This is a genomic window from Chloracidobacterium thermophilum B (assembly GCF_000226295.1).
Classification (GTDB): domain Bacteria; phylum Acidobacteriota; class Blastocatellia; order Chloracidobacteriales; family Chloracidobacteriaceae; genus Chloracidobacterium; species Chloracidobacterium thermophilum.
In genome coordinates this window covers 194,097-212,763 of the sequence record NC_016024.1, presented here as the reverse complement: position 1 = coordinate 212,763, position 18,667 = coordinate 194,097, and the positions used below count along the sequence as shown (strand labels likewise).

Annotated in this window: 18 protein-coding genes; 12 read left to right on the top strand and 6 right to left on the bottom strand. The window is 62.1% G+C overall.

All coding sequences use genetic code 11. The annotated features are described in order from the left end of the window. Positions 1-379: 379 nt before the first annotated feature. Genes cmr1 through cmr6 form a run of 7 tightly spaced genes read left to right on the top strand, consistent with a single transcriptional unit; the run spans position 380 to position 8,239 of the window. The gene (gene cmr1, locus CABTHER_RS00865; protein WP_014098687.1) at positions 380-1,762 is read left to right on the top strand and encodes a type III-B CRISPR module RAMP protein Cmr1; all 1,383 of its coding nucleotides are present in this window, start codon (positions 380-382) and stop codon (positions 1,760-1,762) included. Beyond that, entirely contained in the window at positions 1,759-3,546 is a 1,788-nt protein-coding gene (gene cas10 / locus CABTHER_RS00860) for a type III-B CRISPR-associated protein Cas10/Cmr2 (RefSeq protein WP_014098686.1), read from the top strand. Before cmr1 ends, cas10 begins: the two co-directional genes overlap by 4 nt. Beyond that, entirely contained in the window at positions 3,543-4,736 is a 1,194-nt protein-coding gene (locus tag CABTHER_RS00855; RefSeq protein ID WP_014098685.1) for a type III-B CRISPR module-associated Cmr3 family protein, read from the top strand. Before cas10 ends, CABTHER_RS00855 begins: the two co-directional genes overlap by 4 nt. 12 nt (positions 4,737-4,748) lie before the next feature. Then, positions 4,749-5,582, top strand: a complete 834-nt coding sequence (gene cmr4 / locus CABTHER_RS00850) for a type III-B CRISPR module RAMP protein Cmr4 (RefSeq protein ID WP_014098684.1) — start codon at positions 4,749-4,751, stop codon at positions 5,580-5,582. Positions 5,583-5,629: 47 nt separating this feature from the next. Next, the gene (locus CABTHER_RS00845; RefSeq protein WP_187288390.1) at positions 5,630-6,706 is read left to right on the top strand and encodes a putative CRISPR-associated protein; all 1,077 of its coding nucleotides are present in this window, start codon (positions 5,630-5,632) and stop codon (positions 6,704-6,706) included. Positions 6,707-6,710: 4 nt separating this feature from the next. Beyond that, positions 6,711-7,079 carry a type III-B CRISPR module-associated protein Cmr5 gene (locus tag CABTHER_RS00840; protein ID WP_014098682.1) on the top strand — a complete coding sequence of 123 codons (369 nt, stop codon included), beginning with the start codon at positions 6,711-6,713 and terminating at the stop codon, positions 7,077-7,079. Positions 7,080-7,096: 17 nt separating this feature from the next. After that, positions 7,097-8,239 carry a type III-B CRISPR module RAMP protein Cmr6 gene (gene cmr6 / locus CABTHER_RS15215; RefSeq protein ID WP_014098681.1) on the top strand — a complete coding sequence of 381 codons (1,143 nt, stop codon included), beginning with the start codon at positions 7,097-7,099 and terminating at the stop codon, positions 8,237-8,239. A 57-nt stretch (positions 8,240-8,296) separates the two neighbouring features. On the opposite strand, the gene CABTHER_RS15210 is transcribed toward cmr6, so the two are convergent. After that, positions 8,297-9,277: a MerR family transcriptional regulator gene (locus CABTHER_RS15210; RefSeq protein WP_148263873.1), complete on the bottom strand. Its 981-nt coding sequence runs from the start codon at positions 9,275-9,277 to the stop codon at positions 8,297-8,299. Between the two features lie 606 nt (positions 9,278-9,883). Between CABTHER_RS15210 and CABTHER_RS00825 the strand changes: the two genes are divergently transcribed. From CABTHER_RS00825 to CABTHER_RS00805, 5 genes are all read left to right on the top strand, one after another. Next, positions 9,884-10,444: a tetratricopeptide repeat protein gene (locus CABTHER_RS00825; RefSeq protein ID WP_148263872.1), complete on the top strand. Its 561-nt coding sequence runs from the start codon at positions 9,884-9,886 to the stop codon at positions 10,442-10,444. Beyond that, entirely contained in the window at positions 10,441-11,496 is a 1,056-nt protein-coding gene (locus CABTHER_RS00820) for a polyprenyl synthetase family protein (RefSeq protein ID WP_014098678.1), read from the top strand. Before CABTHER_RS00825 ends, CABTHER_RS00820 begins: the two co-directional genes overlap by 4 nt. Positions 11,497-11,529: 33 nt before the next feature. Further along, entirely contained in the window at positions 11,530-11,931 is a 402-nt protein-coding gene (locus CABTHER_RS00815; RefSeq protein ID WP_041569025.1) for an arsenate reductase ArsC, read from the top strand. A 170-nt stretch (positions 11,932-12,101) separates the two neighbouring features. After that, positions 12,102-13,487, top strand: coding sequence for an ATP-dependent protease ATPase subunit HslU (gene hslU, locus CABTHER_RS00810; protein WP_014098676.1), 1,386 nt, complete (start codon positions 12,102-12,104; stop codon positions 13,485-13,487). Then, entirely contained in the window at positions 13,459-14,568 is a 1,110-nt protein-coding gene (locus CABTHER_RS00805; protein WP_148263871.1) for a fibronectin type III domain-containing protein, read from the top strand. Before hslU ends, CABTHER_RS00805 begins: the two co-directional genes overlap by 29 nt. On the opposite strand, the gene CABTHER_RS00800 is transcribed toward CABTHER_RS00805, so the two are convergent. The 5 genes from CABTHER_RS00800 to CABTHER_RS00780 form a co-directional block, all read right to left on the bottom strand. Next, a complete protein-coding gene (locus tag CABTHER_RS00800) occupies positions 14,536-15,819 on the bottom strand; it encodes a S8 family serine peptidase (RefSeq protein WP_014098674.1) in 1,284 nt (427 codons plus the stop codon). The two genes, CABTHER_RS00805 and CABTHER_RS00800, sit on opposite strands and share 33 nt — an antisense overlap. 216 nt (positions 15,820-16,035) lie before the next feature. Continuing rightward, a complete protein-coding gene (locus tag CABTHER_RS15205) occupies positions 16,036-16,491 on the bottom strand; it encodes a DciA family protein (RefSeq protein ID WP_014098673.1) in 456 nt (151 codons plus the stop codon). 67 nt (positions 16,492-16,558) lie between these two features. After that, the gene (locus tag CABTHER_RS00790; protein ID WP_014098672.1) at positions 16,559-17,854 is read right to left on the bottom strand and encodes an ammonium transporter; all 1,296 of its coding nucleotides are present in this window, start codon (positions 17,852-17,854) and stop codon (positions 16,559-16,561) included. An 18-nt stretch (positions 17,855-17,872) separates the two neighbouring features. Beyond that, entirely contained in the window at positions 17,873-18,304 is a 432-nt protein-coding gene (locus CABTHER_RS00785) for a P-II family nitrogen regulator (RefSeq protein ID WP_014098671.1), read from the bottom strand. Next, a complete protein-coding gene (locus tag CABTHER_RS00780; protein ID WP_014098670.1) occupies positions 18,301-18,654 on the bottom strand; it encodes a hypothetical protein in 354 nt (117 codons plus the stop codon). The genes CABTHER_RS00785 and CABTHER_RS00780 overlap by 4 nt, the downstream gene beginning before the upstream one ends. Positions 18,655-18,667: the final 13 nt, after the last annotated feature.

Below are 18,667 nucleotides of genomic sequence, written 5' to 3'. Positions count from 1 at the left end.
ACGCCTCCGGCGAGGCGCGGTTGCAGTCCGTAAATCTAACCGAACTTGTCGCCACATGGAAATGACGGCAGCAATCTCCGACAGAGCACTCTGCCCGATGCGCCCCCGGCTTTCGCCCACTGGCTGGTGACGGCTGGACACCCGCAGAGGATGGCAGCGGAGGTGTTGCCCACGGCAAAAGATGTTTTTCCTGAACGAAAAAGCGTGATGCGAGGTGCAGAAAGCCATGCTATTCTGGCAGAAAAAGCCCGAAAACATAACGGTTTCAACCTGAAAAGCAGCCGTCAGGCGTGCTGGCCGGAAGGGGCGGAGGCTTCTTTTGTGGGCCGCCTAGACTGTCCTTTCAAGTTACCCAAGCCGCCATCAACCAGGACCGACGATGGAAAACAAGGCTCCGACATACGCCAGTCTGCTCAAACTCAGGCGACCACCGGATGCTGCCGAAATAGCCCTTCCGATCGAGGTCGTCACACCCATCTTGGGCGGCAGCCCGCAAACCCGCACCATTGACGCGGTTGACATCATTCGGGCTGCCACCATACGCGGACACCTGCGGCTCTGGTGGCGCGCGCTGTATGCCCACCAGTATGACTGCCCAACCGCATTGTATAAGGACGAAAGCGAACGCTGGGGGCGGGCGGCAGACGAGCACGGCGGCCGCTCGGCGGTCGAGATAAGCGTTCACGTCACGCACCCCGGACAGGTTGATACCACCGACATTCAGCTTTACGACTCCAAAGAAGCCAAGGCAACGGTCGGGGCCTATGCGCTCTGGCCGGCGCGCAAAGACAAGAATCAGGCAACCGCCCCCCGCCGCCGTCCCGGAACACGGTTTCGCCTGACGCTTCGTGTCCCAGCGCATTATGAAGCGGAAATCCGGGCTACCCTGCGTGCCTGGCTTCTTTTCGGCGGCTATGGCAGCCGTACGCGCCGTGGACTGGGCAGCTTCAAACTCATCGAAGCAGCCGACAAATGGCTTCCCAAAATGCCAGACAAGGAAGAAGACCAGGGAAAAGGGCTTAGGGAAGCGTTCCGCTCCCTTTTCGGGCGGGACATCTTTGCTGCACCGGGCAAAAGCCCAACGGATGTCCCTTGGCTGGCCGGCGCTACGCTTCACATCGGAAAAGCAGTGCCAGAAGCCGAGAAGGCTTGGACAACTGCCCTTGACTGGCTCAGGCACTTCCGGCAGGGCACAGATGGCCCGCCGGGCCAACGTGCGCGTGAGCCGGGCACTGGCAAGACACAACCTAACCGCCCATCCATTTCCAACTGGCCCGAAGCCGACAAGGTGCGGCATCTCACGGGGAAGACTCAAAGCCACCCACCTCGGCATAATCAGATTCCTGTCTGGCCGCGCGCCGGCTTCGGGCTGCCCATCATCGGACAGTTCCAAAAGCAGGGGCGCAATGGGAAACACTATGACGAACCGGATGGCTTTGAGCTGCGCTGGCGTCGCCAACAGGGAGACAACCAACAGCAAGACGAAACGGAAGAGTATGACCGCCTCGCCAGCCCTCTGATCGTCAAAGCCCTGCCGCTTGCCAATGGTCAATTTGTCCCATGTGCCCTGTGGCTCAACCGGGCGTACCCGCCGGGAGAAGTCTTCCTGCGCAGTGTGGAAAACAGTGCCGCTCCCTTTGATCAGCTCGTTGCTCCGGGCGACACACCGCAGTTTTCCGTCCTTGACGGCAAACAAAGCTTGCGTGAGGCGTTTTTTGACTGGCTTCGCGCGAAACACCAAACAACGGTAGTAGCGCTATGACCGCCCACCTGCTTCTGGTGACGCTTGGCCCTGTCCAGGACTTCATTGCCCAGGCGCGACGCACGCGCGACCTCTGGTACGGAAGCCACATGCTTTCCGAGCTGGGACGCGCAGCGGCCCGTGCGCTGGTGGGCGGCGACGCCCAGCTCATCTTTCCGGCGCTGGCAAAAAACGACCCCGAACTTGCTCCCTGCCTGGCCCCGCTTCGGCCAAACGGACAGCCGCCCCAGAACATTCCCAACAAACTGCTGGCCGAGGTGCCTTCCGGGACTGACCCGGAAGCTCTGGCGCGCACCGTGCGCGAGGCGGTGATGTGTTTTTGGCGGGACGACCCTGCCGCACCCGTCAAAGCCAAGTGTGCCAAACTCCTGACGCCAAACCTGACGGATGACCTGTGGAACGAACAGATCGAAACGCTGCTCGAATTCACGGCGAGCTGGTTGCCGCTTGGCAACTATGCCACCACCCGCCGGCAGCTTGAGCAGGCCGTTGCCGGCCGCAAGCTGCTCCGCGATTTTTCTGCCTGGCGCCATCAGCGCGGCAACGTTCCCAAGTCAAGCCTGGACGGGGGACGGGAAACCGTACTGGCGCCACCAGAGCAACGCCGTTCCGAGCTGGTTCACAAGTATCGGATTACGGACGGCGAGCAGCTCGATGCGGTTGGCCTTGTCAAACGCGCTGGCGGAGAGCCAGACCAGTTTGTAGCTGTGGTCAACATTGCTCTGGCTTCCTGGATCGCGTGTGCCGATCAATGTGCAAAAACCGAGCTTGACGCGCTCAGAGAAGGCTGCAGGGAGATTGGCCTTGCCCGCGTATCGCGGCGCGACCTGCCGTGCGCGGTGCCATTTCCCTTTGACGCCAGTGTGTTTTTCCCCAACCGCTGGAAAACGCTCTTTGAAGAGCAGGGCCTTCCTGGCTACCCAAACGTCTGGGGCAGCCAGTATGTAAGCCCGGTGCTTCGGAAGGTCGGCGAGCCATATCCCTACGTGGCCTGCCTGGTCGCCGATGGAGACCACATGGGCCGGGCCATCAGCAGCCTGACTTCGGCGGCCGACCACCGGACGTTTTCCTGCGCGCTGGCCGGATTTGCCCAGCAGGCGCGCCAGATTGTCGAACAACAACACCGGGGCGTGCTGGTCTATGCCGGCGGCGATGACGTTCTGGCGTTTCTGCCGCTGCCCGAAGCCCTGGCCTGTGCAGAAGACCTCCGCAACTGTTTTGCCACAGCTATGGCTTCGGCCTGCGCTGACATCATTCCCTGCCCCACACTCTCGGTTGGCCTCGGCATTGGGCATCTTTTGGAGAGTTTGGGTGAATTGCTGGCGCTTGGACGCCGCGCCGAGCGGCTGGCCAAGGACATCCGCAATGCCTTGGCTGTCATTGTGGAAAAGCGCTCCGGCAACACGTACGCCTGGCGGGCAGGCTGGGATGACGGGCCGGCTTCCCTTCTGCACAAGGCAACGGAACTGCTCGCCCAACGGCTTTCATCGCGCAAGGTTTACGAAATTGCCAACCTGTTGGAACGGCTCCCCAAACCCGTCCAGGGCACACCGGATAGCTGGTCAGGGGTTCTGGCGGCAGAAGTGCGCCGGGCGCTGGCGCGTACCGAAGAGGGCGGGCTTGCACCGGAAGATGTCGGTTTGCAGCTTGACCACGCCACTGATTACCCGACCCTTCATGCCTGCGTTCGTGAGTGGGTCGAGCGGTTGCTGGTTGCCCGCACCTTTGCGCGGGCCCTTCCCCGGAAACAAGGCCGTTCAAAGGCGAACGAGGTATCGGCATGACGACCTACACCTACCTCGCCCTGCTGCCGCGCGATGGGCTGTTTTGCAAGGACGGACGCGGCTGGTACACGAGCGCTTCCGGTCGTGGGCATGGGCTTGACTGGCCGTGGCCTTCGACCATCCTGGGCGCCCTGCGTACAGCGTGGGGAAGAACAGCAGAAGCCGTCTCCGGGAAGCTTTTCGACCATAGAACGTGGCTGGAAGAGACAGCAGCCGTGCAACTGGGGCGGATGCTGACGCTCCGGCGTCCACCGGATACCGACTGGAACACGACCCATCTGGTCTGGCCTGTCCCGCTGGATGCGCTCTGGCTTGCCGGACGCCCTGAAGTCTGTCGCCTGCAACCGCTTCCAAGCCATGTGCCAACCCTTGGCCGGGATGATGATGCGGCACGGGAAACCCTGTGGCGTCCGGCGCTGGAAGAAGCTGGCAAGCCGCTTCCATCGCCACGGTGGTGGCGGCAGGATGATTTCGTGGCCTGGCTGACGGGACAGCCGGTTTCCGCCCAAAAGCCCTTTCCGGCCACGGCCCGGCGCGTGCAAACGCGCGTCGGTATCCGTCCCGAAACGCTCACCACCGATGACGGCCTGCTGTTTTCGCACGATGTGCTTGAAACTTTGGAGCTTCATGCAGAGTGGGCCATCGGCGTCGAAGTCACACTGCCGGGCGGCGCAGTGGATGCGGTAGCCACCCTTGGCTCGGATTCGCGGCTTGTGCGCATCGAGACCTTGCCTGAAACCCTGTTTGCGCCGCCGGCGCGCCTGCTTGAAACCTTCCAGGCAGGCAGCCGGGGACTGCGCATCATTGCCGTTACGCCGCTTGCCTTCGCACGCGGCTGGCTCCCAGATGGTTTTGAACAACACGATGGTCAGTACGTCGGGCGCTTGCCCGGCCTTCCCCATGACCTCGTGCTCCGGGCGGCCTTTGTGCCACGGCCACTTCACGTATCGGGCTGGAACCGAGCGGCCCACAGCGGCAAGGGTGCGCCCAAACCAACGGCGCGTATGGTCGCTCCCGGAGCTGTCTATTTCTTCGAGCGGGTTGACGAACAGCCCTTTGACGCGGCCCACGCCCGTTCCCTGTGGCTGGCGGCACTTGGTGCGCGCACGGAAGAAGGCTTTGGCCGGGTTGTGCCCGGCATCTGGCATCCCACGCCCAAAACTCCAAACACCACACAGCCCACGCCATAGCGAGGCTCAGGTATGAAGACCAGACCGTTTCTCCTGCATGCCCTCTCTCCGCTGCACGCCGGCACCGGCCATGCAGCCGACGTGATTGACCTGCCCATTGCCCGGATGAAAGCCACCGGCATACCGATTGTGCCCGGTTCATCCATCAAAGGCGTCCTGCGGGATGCGTGTCGGCAAGTGGACTATGAGCGCACCGAAGCCGTCTTTGGACCTTCTGACGACCCGGCGGCCCACGCTGGCGCGCTCATCGTTGGCGATGCCCGCTTGCTGGCGCTCCCGGTACGCAGCTTTCGCGGGACATTTACCTGGGTCAGCTCGCCGCTGCTGCTCAGACTCGCCAAACGTGATCTGGTGGCGTCTGAGCTTCCGGTGCCGCACATGGCGGGTCGGAGCGCGCAGGTTGCTTCGGAAAACGTTTGCGTGTATCAGAAACGGCTGTACCTGGAAGACATTGACCTGCCGGCCGAATCCTCCGCCGACGTAAAAACCTGGGCGCAACGGTTGGCCGCCCTGGCCGCGCTCGAAGACGACCTGTTCACCCGCCGCTTCGTCGTTGTGGACGACGACACGCTGACCTTCCTCTGGGAAACCGCCACGCAGGTGGATGCGCGGGTACGTCTGGATGACGCCACGCGAACCGTTGCACAAGGTGCTCTCTGGCTTGAGGAAAGCCTGCCGCCGGAGACGCTGCTGATTGGACTGTTGGCTGCCGACCGCAGTCGGCGGCCGGAAACGGAAATGACGCCCGATGCCGTGTTGGACTTTGCGCTACCAAAAGAAACCATCCTTCAGTTTGGCGGCAAGGCAACCATCGGACGTGGGCGGTGCCGGATCATCCCGGTCTAATGTCAACCTGGCAACAAACTGAAACCCTTTCACTTCCCCACAAAGCCATGTACCGGACCATCATTTGCAGTGTTGGAACTTCGTTGCTCACCAACCGGGATGAACGCCCGTGGAGCGGCTGGCAGCCCGGAAACCCACTGCCCCCTCACGACGAGGTGCTCGCCTGGCTTCGCCAGGCTGATCTCACCAGGGCCAGCGCGGAAACCAACACGCTCCGCGCCATGGAGATTGACGAGGGGGATGAACTCGTCCTGTTTGGCTCACTGACCGACGAAGGCCGTTTTTGTACCAGGGTGCTCTGGGACTTTTATACGTCCCGGAAGGTCACAACCGGCGTGCAAACCATTGCCGGGTTAGGCTATAGCGCTGACCGTTTCACGGCCGGACTCAAGTCACTGGTCAATGAAGCCATTCGCGCCATCAAGAAGGCCCGCGACCAACGCCAAATACCCATCCTGTGCGCCACGGGTGGTTTCAAAGCCGAAATTGCCTTTCTCAATCTTGTGGGAGCCTTGCTCGGCGCCGAAGTTGTGTACATGCACGAGCTTCACCGCGAACTCGTACGCCTCCCACAACTGCCGTTGACCTGGGACACCTACTTCGTTACGAACCACCGGGATTTTTTCGAGTGGATTGATGACGCACCGCGCCCAAGCCATGAAGTTGAGTCGCGTCTGAAAGCTACCCCGGCGTTGCGTACGCTGGTCGAGGAAGCAGAAGACGGCAACACCTACCTCTCCGCAGCCGGCGAGTTGCTTTTCAAAGCAGCCAAGGCACGGGAGGGCACCGAACCACCGACCTGGCCGCCGAACAGTGCGCGCCTGCCCGAAGACAAGGATGAGGTCTCAAAAGTAGCGCACCATCGCCCGGCAGGCTGGGAGAAGGTGGTCCAACGCCTCTGTGCGCTCGCATGTGTTGAACAGGTGCGGTACGACAACCAGGCGCGAAGCCATAACCAGGCGCGAAGCCATCGTAAGGTACAGATACTGGACGAAGCTTCCGGCGTACTGGGGGTGTGCTTTGGGGATGATCCACCACTGCCGCTACGGGTCGAGACCACGGCCAAGGGACGCGAACAGTGCACGCTGGTGGCGGAATACATCCGGCGCAACATCGTGAGGTAAGCCTATGGCAGCAACCGCTGAAAAACGGCTGTTTCGGGATCAGCAACGGGCGCTCTACGCCTACACCGTCGTCGGCCAAGTGCCGAAGGATGCCCAGAAAGACTACAAAATTGCGGTGAACGACTTTGGGGCCAACATCCTGCGCAGTGGCTTGTGTGCGGCCATTGCCGCCGTGCAGCGGCTTGGCAAGCAAGGGACGCTGCTGCTCGAACACGTTGCCGGTGCAGAGGTCATTGGTCTTGAAGACGTTACGGCTGAAAACCTTGCCCAACGAGTGCGTGAACTCGATGCTGATGCCTACATGATCGCAACCCGTGACATGCTCCAGGTGGCGATGTGGCTCAAACGCGCCGTCCAGGCAACTTTTGAATAGGCAGCGGGAGCTTTGCTATGCGCCAAACCCTACCAAACAAGCAGGTTCCTGAGCACTTTGGGCTGGCATACGAAGTTTGGGCACCAGTCGGGAAAGACGGCAAAGTCCCCGACAGCGAGCGGGCCGAATGGCTTAGGCAGATTGCCGACATGGCCATTGCTGCTGACTACGCTCGAAGCTATGCGCGGTGGAAAGCCAGCTTCTCAGCCCCCGGCGACCGTACCTTCGAGCTAAAGCTGGTCAGCCGCCTGCTCATTGGTCATGGCAACACCAGCGCTACAGATGTCGGCCTGACGGTGCACCACACCTGGGGCGTGCCGGTCATTCCCGGCTCGGCCCTCAAAGGGCTGCTTGCCCACTATGTCTCGGCTGTTTTTGGTCCGAGTGATCCCCACTGCTGGCCCTGGGAACAAACCGGCGAAGAACAAACACGCGCCGAGTATCAAGGTGTGCTCTGGCAGGGCAAGCGCATCAAACGCGGTCCAGGAGCTGTGTACCGGGCGCTTTTTGGCGCGCCGGATGCCGATGAAGACGATCTGTTTCGTAAACACGGCTTTGATGCCGGAGCGGTGGCCGGGCTTGTTACTTTTCACGATGCGCTTTACGTGCCGCGGAACGCCCAGGACGACAAACCCTTCGCGCTGGATGTGCTGACCGTCCACCAGAAACCCTACTACGATGACTTGGGGCAGCACTGGCCAAATGACTACAGCAGCCCCAATCCGGTTTCATTTCTCACGGTACGCCCCGGTACGCACTTTCTGTTTGCACTTTCCGGCCCGGCAGACTGGACTGAACTGGCGGAATCGCTCCTGGTGGATGCGCTTCAGGAGTGGGGTGTCGGCGGCAAAACCAGTGCCGGCTATGGCCGCCTGCTCCGGCCCGGCAACCAACCAGCACAGACAACCACGGGAGGGCCTCCCACACCTCGCTACCGGAAGCACGACAAAGTCACGGTGACACGTGTGGAAGACCCCAGCGGCAAAGGGAAAATCAAGTTTAAGACAGACGACGACCTGCTTGGTCAATTTGCAGGTGAGCCACCGCCAGACATTCCCATCGGGGAAACCATTGAGGTCTGGATTGCCAACGTCAACCAGGGAAACTACACGTTCACGCGCAAACCACCGACGGATAAACCCAAAGGCAAATCCAAGTGAGAAACCTTACCGCGGTGTGCCCCGGTTGTCTGCCGGGGACGGCCAGCCCGTTGGCTTTCACCGGGCTTTTCGCAGTTGGTCGGGTTTGACATCCGATGTGGGGAATTCACGCCGCAGGTAGTCGAGAAAATCCGTCAGTCCTGCCGCCTGGTAGTCGTGAATGAAAATTTCCCGCACCTGCGGATCGGCAAACGCCGCGCCGCCAATGACAATCCGCGCTCCGTGCTGCCGCGCCGTATGGTAAAAGTCTCCGTAGTCGCGTCGCAGCCGCTCCAGATCGTGCACAATCGTCGCCGAAATACACACGAGTTGGGGTGAAAACCGCCGGACGGCATCGGCAAACGAAAACAACGGCGTGTTCGGCCCGAGCGACAGCACCCGCCACCCTTCCACTTCCAGCAGTTCCACCACCAGATGCAGGGCAATTTCGTGCAGGTCGCCCTCCGGGCAACCACACAGTGCCAGCCGCCCGTTGAACGGCGCGCGCGGCAGTTGCCGGTGCAGATGCTCGGTCGCCGCCAGTGTCACCTGCGACGCCAGGTGTTCTTCCCAGATATTGAGTTCCCCTCGCCGCCACCGCTCGCCAATCAGGTGCAGCACCGGCGTCAACACGTGCTCTTTCAACGCCACCACCGGTATCCCGCTCCGGTAAGCCCGCTCCAACAATGCCACGCCGGCCGGTTCGTCACCCGCCACTGCCACCTCGTAGTACCGCGCCTGAAGTGCCGCCCAGTCGCGCGCCGCCAACGCCTCCTCCAGTGACGTGGCATCTGTTGCTGCCACCTCGTCGCCCTGCCCAGGTGCTGTGCTGGCTCGACCGCTGTGCTGCAGCACACCACCGGCCTGCTGAAAATCCAGCAACGCCTGCAGGGTAAAGCGCCGGTGCCCGCCTGGTGTCCGAATACAGGCCAGAGCACCGCTGTCGCTCCAACGTTTGACCGAGGACTCACTGACGGCCCACATCCGGGCAACCTCGGCGGTGGAATAGGTCTGTTGTGGGGCGGTGACAGGCTGGATGGTGTGTTTTGAACGCGGCACGCCGGATTTCCCAATTCCGACAAGGGTGAACGTTTTGAACGTTTCCAACTGGGAACGCGCCTACTCTACAGCCATCGAAGGCATTTGGTCAAGTCACCCCAACTTCTCCAGCAAACTTACAAAATCTTGATTTCACGCCACTTGAGCCAGACAGTCCGAACCGGCAGCCAAGCCCTCGGAAAAAGTCTTACAAACTGACTTGACCGCTTTGAGCGTTTTCCATATCTTTCCGCCTGTGAGCGACCCAAACACTGCCGTGCAACGGTGACACGGCCCGGCGCTCAGAGGTATTTGCGAGCTTGGCGCGCGTCGCTCTTGTTTGGAGGCTTGGAACGACGACTCCGGGGGGAGTTTTCAAGTCTCTTGACGCTTGGGGGGTTGCGGTGCGCGTCAAAACTTAGGGAGTCGGGACAACCGACACGAATCGGGCCGAGGACGGGTTTGCACCCCCTCGGCCTTGCGTTTGAAACCGGCGGCCAGGCAGCTCCGGCCAGCCGTGTCAGCAACGTCTGAAGGGTAGCCTTGGCTGGCTTGGTACATCCGGCCGGTTCATATAGGATGGCGCGACACGTTCCCGCATCGCCAGCTCAAAAGAAGGTCACTCTCATGACAACTCTCAAGATGCGAGTCGTGACGGTCATCACGCGCATTGCCCTGCGCTACCCGCGTTTCACCTGGTGGGTGGCCCAGCGGATTGGGCCGTGGCTGGTCCGTCGTTTCTGGCGGGCCCGTCTGGCGGCTGAAGACCAGGCCGTTGCGCTGCTCACACAGGAACTCCGCCAGGCGACGGCCGGGGACGACACCGACTGGCAGGACGTTCAGGCGCTGGGTGAGTTGTGTATCCGTCAGCGCGCCTATGCTGAAGCCGCCCAACATTTTCAACGGGTCGCCAATGCAGCGGAAGACCGCGAACTGCGCCGCGCCGCCGCCGCCTGGCTGGGACGCGCGCTGGAATATGCCGGCGACCGGCAGGGAGCGCATCAGGCTTACCACGCTTATTTGCGTGACTTCCCCGAAGTCAGCCCGTTCGAGCGGCAACGGCTCGAACGGCGCCTGGCGGACTTGAACGTATCGCCCAAAATTTCGGATGACGCCCGCCGCCTCCCGCCCAGCCTCCCGGCGGGTGAGCGTCCCAGTCGAATCTCTTTCGGGAGACGCCCATCATGACGCATGTGCCCGCCAACGCGGTGCCGACCACCAATGGATTGTCCATCATACCGCCCGGTCTTTCCCTGCCAACGACCTTCGCGCCGCTTGTCGAGCGGATTCAGACGGTTGCCCACCTCGTCGAGACGGCAATTGCCGAGGACCTGAGCGAAGTCACACAGCCGGAACTCCGTCAGGCGGTCCTGCACCTGTTTGACGGCAAGGGCAAACGGCTCCGTCCGTTTCTGGTCATCACCACGGCCGAGGCGGCGGGCGGCACACTGGAAGCGGCCCTGCCGCCGGCACTGGCCGTGGAGTACCTGCACAATCTCTCGCTCATCCACGACGACATGATGGATGGCAGCCCTGAACGGCACGGCCGCCCCACGCTCCACACCCGTTTCGGACTGAACCTTTCCCTGCTGGTCGGTGATCTGCTCTATGCCAAAGCCGTCGAGCAGGCCTCCCGCATCCGTCACCATGCCCTGCGGATGGTGCACATCCTGGGCCAGACGGCGAAACAGATGTGCTACGGGCAGTTTGACGATCTCTATTTCGAGCGCCGCCTGGATTTGACCATTGAAGACTACCTGCGCATGGCCGCCCGCAAGACCTCGGCGCTGTACCGGGCAAGCTGCATCTTCGGGATGCTGACGGCGGACGCCGACGAAGCCGATCTGCAAGCCATGGCGACCTTCGGGGAAAACATCGGCACAGCATTTCAAATCTGGGATGACGTGCTCGACCTGCAGGCCGACCCGCTACGTCTGGGCAAGCCGCTCGGTCTTGACATTCGTGAAGGCAAAAAGACGCTCATTGTCATTCACTTTCTCCAGCATGCATCGCCCGCGGCCCGCCGCCGCTTCCTGGAGTTGCTGGGGAAACGCGATCTCAATGGAGAGTTGCCCGAAGCCATTGCCCTGCTCGAAGAAACCGGCTCGATTGCCTTTGCCCGCGACCTTGCCATCCGTTATCTGGTGGACGCCAAGCAGCACCTGTCCGTCCTACCGGCCGGGCCGCACCGGAAGCTGCTCGACATGTACGCCGACTTCATGCTGCAACGGCGACATTGACAGCCGACACTGACGAACCAGGAGGCAAACCCCGTGAAAAAGGTGTTGTTTTTGTGTACCGGCAACTCCTGCCGCTCGCAGATGGCGGAAGCCATCGTCAATGCCCGGTATGCCGGTGAGTGGCAGGCGTTCAGCGCCGGCACCCGGCCTGCCGGCTACGTGCACCCCAAAGCCTTGGCCGTGCTGGAAGAAATCGGTATCCGGCACGCGGGGCGCTCCAAACACGCCGATGAGCTTCAGGATCAGGCCTTTGATCTGGTTGTGACCGTCTGTGACGCGGCCGCCGGAGATTGTCCGGTATGGCTGGGTTCGGGCCGGAAACTGCACCACAGCTTCTTTGACCCGGCCCAGACGGATGACCTGGCTGACTTTCGCCGCGTGCGCGACGAAATGCTGGCGGCCATTCCGACCTGGTTGCAGAACGTCCAGCCGTGAGGTTGACGGCGCGCGGGCGGTTCAACGAATCCTTTTCCAGACGGTTTTGTTCCCGCCGCCCGTCTGTTGACAAGACCGGGCAATCGGATTATGTGCACGGGCATGGACCCACTGCCCCGTTACCGTTTCAGGATGGGAAGAACACCTCTGATCCCGCCCGCTTGACACCCATGGTCATTTACCTCCCCGGCACGGTTGAAGACACGCCTCGCCTCGATGATCTGACGCCCCGCCAAATTGTTCAGGAACTCGACAAGTACGTTGTCGGTCAGGCCGCTGCCAAGCGGGCTGTAGCCATTGCCCTGCGCAACCGCATCCGCCGCCAGAAGTTACCGCCTGACCTGGCACAGGATGTCATTCCGAAGAACATCATCATGATTGGCTCGACCGGCGTGGGCAAAACCGAAATTGCCCGGCGTCTGGCGCGTCTGGCCAACTCGCCGTTTCTGAAGGTCGAAGCCTCGAAGTTTACCGAAGTCGGCTACGTCGGGCGCGATGTGGAATCCATCATCCGCGATCTCGTGGACATTGCCATTGACCTCGTGCGGGAGGAAAAGATTGCGGAAATCGGGGAAAAGGCCCGCCAGAACGCCGAGGAACGGCTGCTGGACATCCTGCTCCCAACCCGCCGTGACAGTGAGGCCGCCGCGCCGGAGGATGAAGCCGCCTTCCAGCGGACGCGCGAAAAACTCCGCCAGCAGTTGCGTGAAGGCCGGCTCGACAACCGGCTTGTGGAAATCGAGGTCAAGGAACGTGGTTTTCCCTCCGGCATCGAAATCATCACGCCCCAGGGCATCGAGGAAATGGACATCAACCTGCGGGACATGCTGCCGGGTATGTTTCCAGGAACGCGCACGAAGGTGCGCAACATGTCCGTACGGGAGGCCGTAGAGTACCTGACCCAGGAGGAAGAGCAAAAACTGGTGGACATGGATCAGGTGGCGCGCCTCGCTGTCGAGCGCGTCGAGGAATCCGGTATCGTGTTTCTGGATGAAATTGACAAGATTGCCGGCCGCGAAAACAGCAATGGCCCCGATGTTTCCCGCGAAGGCGTCCAGCGCGACATCCTGCCCATCATCGAAGGCACGACGGTCAACACGCGCTACGGCATGGTGCGGACGGACCACATCCTGTTCATTGCCGCCGGGGCCTTTCACGTCTCGAAACCCTCGGACCTCATCCCGGAGCTTCAGGGACGTTTTCCCATCCGCGTCAATCTCGATCCCCTGACCAAGGAAGACTTCAAACGGATTCTGACCGAGCCGCGCAACTCACTCATCCGGCAGTACGTTGCCCTGCTCGAAACGGAAGGCGTCACGCTTGAGATCACCGAAGATGCCATTGAAGCCGTCGCCGACTTTGCCTACACCGTCAATCAGAACACCGAAAACATCGGTGCCCGCCGGCTGCACACGGTGATGGAAAAGGTGCTTGATGAGGTGTCCTTCATGGCGCCCGACCTGGAAGACAAGCACTTCCGCGTGGATGCCGAATACGTCCGCAAGGTTCTGGCCGACATCGTGCAGGATGAAGACCTCAGCAAGTACATCCTCTGACGGGGAGTTGCAGCCCCACTTGGGCTGGCGGCAGACCGTCCGGCTCTGGCTGGCCTGGAGCGGGCTGTTGCTGGCGCTGGGCAGCGCCGGTTGCGCCAAAGTCGGGCCGCCCGTGCCTCCGCCGCGTTTCACGCTGGCGGCGGCCGGTGAGCCAACTGCAACCCAGTACGGCGACCAGATTGTGGTGCGCTTTGTCGCCACCGACCGGGCCGCGCGCGCCGATATTCTGCGCCGGATTGAACCCCGCAACGCCCCGCTGGCGCTGCCGGAAGACCGCTTTGTGCAGGACGCGCGGCTTATCGGGTCGCTTACCGGTCAGGAGTTGTCTTCCGGCGCAGGGCCGGCCTACGCGGATGCCTTCGACCCCCAAGACACAAGCTGGAAAGACAAACGGATTCGGTATGCCATCCGGCTGGTGGATGCCCGTGGGCGCCCGTCTCCCCTGTCGGGATATGCCCTGGTCTATCCGGCGCTGTCCGTGGCGCAGCCGCCACGCGATTTGCAGGCCGCAGTCACTCAGGAAGCCATCCGTCTTCAGTGGCAACCGCCGGAGCAGAACCTTGACGCCTCTCCGGCAACGGAGGTGCGCTTCAACGTCTATCGGCGCGCTGCCGGAAGCGCCGTGGAATCCCGGCGCAACAGTGCACCTCTGCCCACCCCCCAGTTTGCTGAGACGGACTTCACGTTTGGCGAGGAGTATGAGTACGTCGTGCGGGCGGTGAGCTACGTTCAGGGCGCGCCAGTGGAGAGCCGCCCGTCGCCAGCGTTACGGGTCCGCCCCGTGGACACCTTCCCGCCGGCCGCCCCAACCAACGTGACCGGCGCTTCCGCGGCCGGCATCGTCAATCTCTTTTTTCCGTCAAGCCCGGAGAAGGACCTGCGGGGCTACATCATCTATCGCCGCGAACGCGGCACGAATGACCCACCGACCCGGCTGACGCCCACCCCCATCCAGCGTACGACTTTCCAGGACCTGACCGGCGTACGCGGCAGGGTCTATCTCTACTTCGTCACGGCCGTGGATGTGTTCGGGAATGAAAGCGAACGGTCACAGCCCGTTGAGGTGGAAGTCGTGCCCTGAAGGCAGGATGTCGCCGCCATTGAGCGCGGCCGCCACGGCCAGCCGCGCATTGACCACGCCCCACCCCTGGCGGTCGGCTTCGATGTTGGGCAACCGCCGCGCCGTACGGATGAGAATGCGCTTGACCTGCTGCGGCGTCAGGCGCGGATTGACTTCCAGCATCTGGGCCACGATGGAAGAAACAATCGGTGCGGCAAATGAAGTGCCGTCCACGTGTTTGTAGTGCCCGGAAATGACCTTTTCGTTGCGCATCTTGCCTTCCACCAGCAGGCGCAGTTGGTACGGCTCCAGGTGCGCGGCGGCATCGAGTTCGGCGTCAATCCCGGTGTGCCGGGCCAGAATGGCGCGGAGTTCGCCATCCGGCGCGCGGCTGAGTTGCTCATACAGGGCGGCCTGCTGGGCGGTCGGCGTCCCCGGCAGAATGGGCGCGGCAATCCAGATGCTCGGTGCAATGATTTCGGGCTTCTGAAGACCGTCCACCGTCACGCCGTAACTGGAGTGATACACGTCGTGTTCGTTGGGGTCGAGGGTGTTTTTGTCGTCAAAACCGCCGACGGCAATGACCGACGGAGCACTGGCCGGCGGTAGGACAGGATGCTCCCGCTGGTGTCCGGCATTGCCACTGGCCGCCACCACCACCACGCCGGCCTTGACCAGCCGTTCGGCCGCTTGGGAGAGCGGATCCGTCAGGTACGAGGCTTCATAATCGCCGCCGCAGGAAATGTTGACAATGCGGATACCAAAGCGGTGCCGGTGGCGGTACACCCAGTCCAAACCACGCCGGATGTCGTCGTGGTAAATCCGGCGGGTGGTGCCGACCTTGACCAGCACCAGTTTCGCGCTCGAAGCAATCCCGCGATACAGCCCCTTGGACAGGAAGCCATTGCCCGCCGCCACAACCGAGGTCATCAAACCATGCCAACTGGAGTCATCCGGCGTGGCCAACTCGGCAGGGTCAGCCCGCCGCGTCAACACGTTGTGGTAGTGGAGAATGCGGTTGACCGGCTGGGTGATGTCCGGGTGCGGATAAAAGCCCGAATCCAGAAAAGCAATGGTCACACCGCGGCCTGTGTAGCGGGGACTCGCCCCAAGCCGCAGGGGGGTGGGCAGAATTTTGAACTTGGGCAGAGATGTTCCGCCGGGAGTGGGCAGATAAAGACTTACCCGTGACCGGGCATGGGTAAAACGGTCGAGGCAGTCGCGGCAGATGCCTTCGCGCTCATCCCAGTAAGGCAGATTGAGATGCAGCATATCCCGCGAAACGTGGGAAATCGCAGAAGCAGGAACACGCAGGTCATCCTCAAGTGCATACTGGCAAACAGCGCAAACGAACATGGGTACAGAGGGCTTGCCGCTGGCCGCCCAGACTGGAAAAGCCGGAATCGGATGTTTCCCTTAGTTTACGTTTCGCCACGGAAGATGCACGACACCTTGCCGACACAGGCCGCGGAGAGACTGCGGACCCGGTCAGGAGCCTTCCGCCAGACGGTCACGGGCAAAGCAGGCTGCGGCCAGCCGCAGGAATTGGGCGCGTAAAGCTTCATCGCGGATGACGCTGGCACTCTCCACCAGCTCTGTCGGGAGGGTGACGGGCGGCAGGGCTGCCGGAGCCGGCCGCCGGTTTTCAGCCGCCACGAACTTTCTGTCCACAATGATGTGAATCCGGGTCACAAGCGGTTGCCGCAGCAGACCGTTGAGCCGAAACAGAATCTGAGGGGCGAGCACTTCGAGCTGGCGTTTCCAGCGGGCGTCCTGGACGGCAACGGTCAACGTGCGGTCGGTCAGCGCCACCGCCCGGCTGGCCCGCAGCGTGGCGTCGCCGACCGACAGCGCCCAGGCCGCGCAGCAGGCCGCCGAAAGCACTTCCGGCTGCCCGTTGGACAGCCGGATCAGCTCTGGGAGAAGTCGCGCGAGAGGTTCCACAAAACACCCACCAGGCTACGGTTTCACAACAAGTGACAGCGCCCGGTCACGCCGGACACCCCCAGGACTACATCACGGCCGGGTCAAGGTTGTCCGAAGCCGCGCCCAGGTCAAACAAATCATCGCCAGTTGTCTCGTGATAGGCCGCTTCGCCATGCACCGACCGGTCAATTCCCTCCCGCTCCTGCGCCGGAGACAGGCGCAGTGGCACAATGAGACCCACGAGCTTCAGCAGAACGAACGTCACGACCAGGGTGTAGGCCAGCGTGGCCGCTACGGCCATCAACTGGATCAGCAGCAACTTCGGGTTGCCAGCCAGCAGACCATCCGCCCCGGCTTCGTTGAGCGACTGCCGGGCAAAGACGCCGGTCAGCAAAGCGCCGCACATGCCGCCGACACCATGGCAGGCAAAGACATCGAGGGTGTCGTCCAGGCTGAGGCGGCTGCGCCACTGGATCGCCGCATAGCACACGGCCGAGGTCACACCACCGATGACCAGAGCTGCCAACGGTGACACGAAACCTGCCGCCGGCGTGATGCCGACCAATCCCACAACCGCAGCCGTCGCCGCGCCCACAGCCGTGGCTTTCCCGGTGCGCCAGACTTCGATAGCCAGCCACATGAGGACGGCCGCCGCCGCGCTCAGATGCGTGGTCACAAGGGCTAGACTGGCCAGGCCGCCTGCCGTGAGCGCCGAACCGGCGTTGAAACCAAACCACCCGAACCACAACAACCCCGCCCCCAGCAGGACGAAGGGCACGTTGTGCGGACGCAAAGGCGCACGCTTGACATCCGCGCGCGCGCCGACGAGCGCGGCGGCCACCAGCGCCGCACAGCCGGCGGTGATGTGAACCACGGTGCCACCGGCAAAATCCAGCGCCCCGGAAGCGCGAATCCATCCCCCAACGCCCCACACCCAGTGCGCTACCGGGGCATAGACCCCAAGACACCACAGGGCAACGAACAGCAGAAAGGCCCGGAAGTTCATGCGCCCGACCACGGCACCAGCAATGAGCGCCGGGGTGATGACGGCAAACATGCCCTGAAAAGCGGCAAATGCCAGGTGAGGCACTGTAGCGGCATAATCGGACTGGGGTGCGTCGCCTACTCCCTGAAAGCCTACCCAGGCCAGTCCGCCCACCAGCGGCCCGCCGGGCACAAAGGCCAGAGAGTAGCCTATCAGTACCCAGATGACGGCGGACACACACAGCGCGCCGACAGTCATCATCAGGGTATTGAGCACGTGCCGCCGGCTGACCAGCCCGCCGTAGAAAAAGGCCAGCCCGGGCGTCATGAGGAACACCAGCGCAGTGGAAACCAGCAGCCACGCGGTATCACCGGATGAAATCGCTGTCTCGTTCATGGCGCTTTACCCAAAGTGCTATCGCTCAGAATGGTCGGTTGTCTTCCCGGAAGTTGTCTGGCCAGAGGCTTCCTGGAGCGCCCGCGCCTGTACCTCGTCCGCGGTGAGCGGCGTCAGGGCCGCTTCATTTTCCTCGCCGGTACGGATGCGGATGACCCGCTCCAGGGGCTGAACAAAGATTTTCCCATCGCCCACGTTCCCAGTGCGTGCCGCCGTGAGAATGGCCGTGATGGTCGGTTCCACGAAAGGCTCGGAAACGGCAATGCGCAGCGCGACTTTTTCCGTGAAGTCAACCACGATGCGTTGTCCGCGAACATACTCGATGATTTCGGGTTCACCGCCGTGTCCCCGGATACCGTGGACGGACAAACCGGTGACACCAATGCGAAACAGCGCATTTTTGACCTCTGGGAGACGTTCGGGACGAATGATGGCCGTGATGAGCTTCATAATACTGCCTTGGTTTCTCCTGGTTCCTGGCGGTTCATCTGTTCCTGTGGTCCTTCCTGTGGCTCTGGCGGCAGAGCCAGTGCGCCCGACTGCGTTGGGTCTTCGGGAGAGCGGAGTGCCTGCCCCGGATAGACCACCTCGGCCAGATAGCGGGCATAGGCTTCAAACTCATCCAGATTGCCCCCTTCGGCCACGATATAGACATCATCTCCAATGATCTCAAACAGGTAACTCTCCCCACAGGAGACAATGTAGCGGTACTCAACCCGGTCATCATCCGTCTGGGTGATATACCGCGAGCCGAAAATCATGTCGCGCTTGCCGAGATAGGTCCGTTCCGTTCTGACCATAGGCTTTCCGGTC

Bases quoted from the DNA above. Each gene is read 5' to 3' on its own strand.
- cmr1 (WP_014098687.1), top strand. From the start codon at position 380: ATGGAAAACAAGGCTCCGACATACGCCAGTCTGCTCAAACTCAGGCGA.
- cas10 (WP_014098686.1), top strand. From the start codon at position 1,759: ATGACCGCCCACCTGCTTCTGGTGACGCTTGGCCCTGTCCAGGACTTC.
- CABTHER_RS00855 (WP_014098685.1), top strand. From the start codon at position 3,543: ATGACGACCTACACCTACCTCGCCCTGCTGCCGCGCGATGGGCTGTTT.
- cmr4 (WP_014098684.1), top strand. From the start codon at position 4,749: ATGAAGACCAGACCGTTTCTCCTGCATGCCCTCTCTCCGCTGCACGCC.
- CABTHER_RS00845 (WP_187288390.1), top strand. From the start codon at position 5,630: ATGTACCGGACCATCATTTGCAGTGTTGGAACTTCGTTGCTCACCAAC.
- CABTHER_RS00840 (WP_014098682.1), top strand. From the start codon at position 6,711: ATGGCAGCAACCGCTGAAAAACGGCTGTTTCGGGATCAGCAACGGGCG.
- cmr6 (WP_014098681.1), top strand. From the start codon at position 7,097: ATGCGCCAAACCCTACCAAACAAGCAGGTTCCTGAGCACTTTGGGCTG.
- CABTHER_RS00825 (WP_148263872.1), top strand. From the start codon at position 9,884: ATGACAACTCTCAAGATGCGAGTCGTGACGGTCATCACGCGCATTGCC.
- CABTHER_RS00820 (WP_014098678.1), top strand. From the start codon at position 10,441: ATGACGCATGTGCCCGCCAACGCGGTGCCGACCACCAATGGATTGTCC.
- hslU (WP_014098676.1), top strand. From the start codon at position 12,102: ATGGTCATTTACCTCCCCGGCACGGTTGAAGACACGCCTCGCCTCGAT.
- CABTHER_RS00805 (WP_148263871.1), top strand. From the start codon at position 13,459: ATGAAGACCTCAGCAAGTACATCCTCTGACGGGGAGTTGCAGCCCCAC.
- CABTHER_RS00800 (WP_014098674.1), bottom strand. From the start codon at position 15,819: ATGCTGCATCTCAATCTGCCTTACTGGGATGAGCGCGAAGGCATCTGC.
- CABTHER_RS00790 (WP_014098672.1), bottom strand. From the start codon at position 17,854: ATGAACGAGACAGCGATTTCATCCGGTGATACCGCGTGGCTGCTGGTT.
- CABTHER_RS00785 (WP_014098671.1), bottom strand. From the start codon at position 18,304: ATGAAGCTCATCACGGCCATCATTCGTCCCGAACGTCTCCCAGAGGTC.
- CABTHER_RS00780 (WP_014098670.1), bottom strand. From the start codon at position 18,654: ATGGTCAGAACGGAACGGACCTATCTCGGCAAGCGCGACATGATTTTC.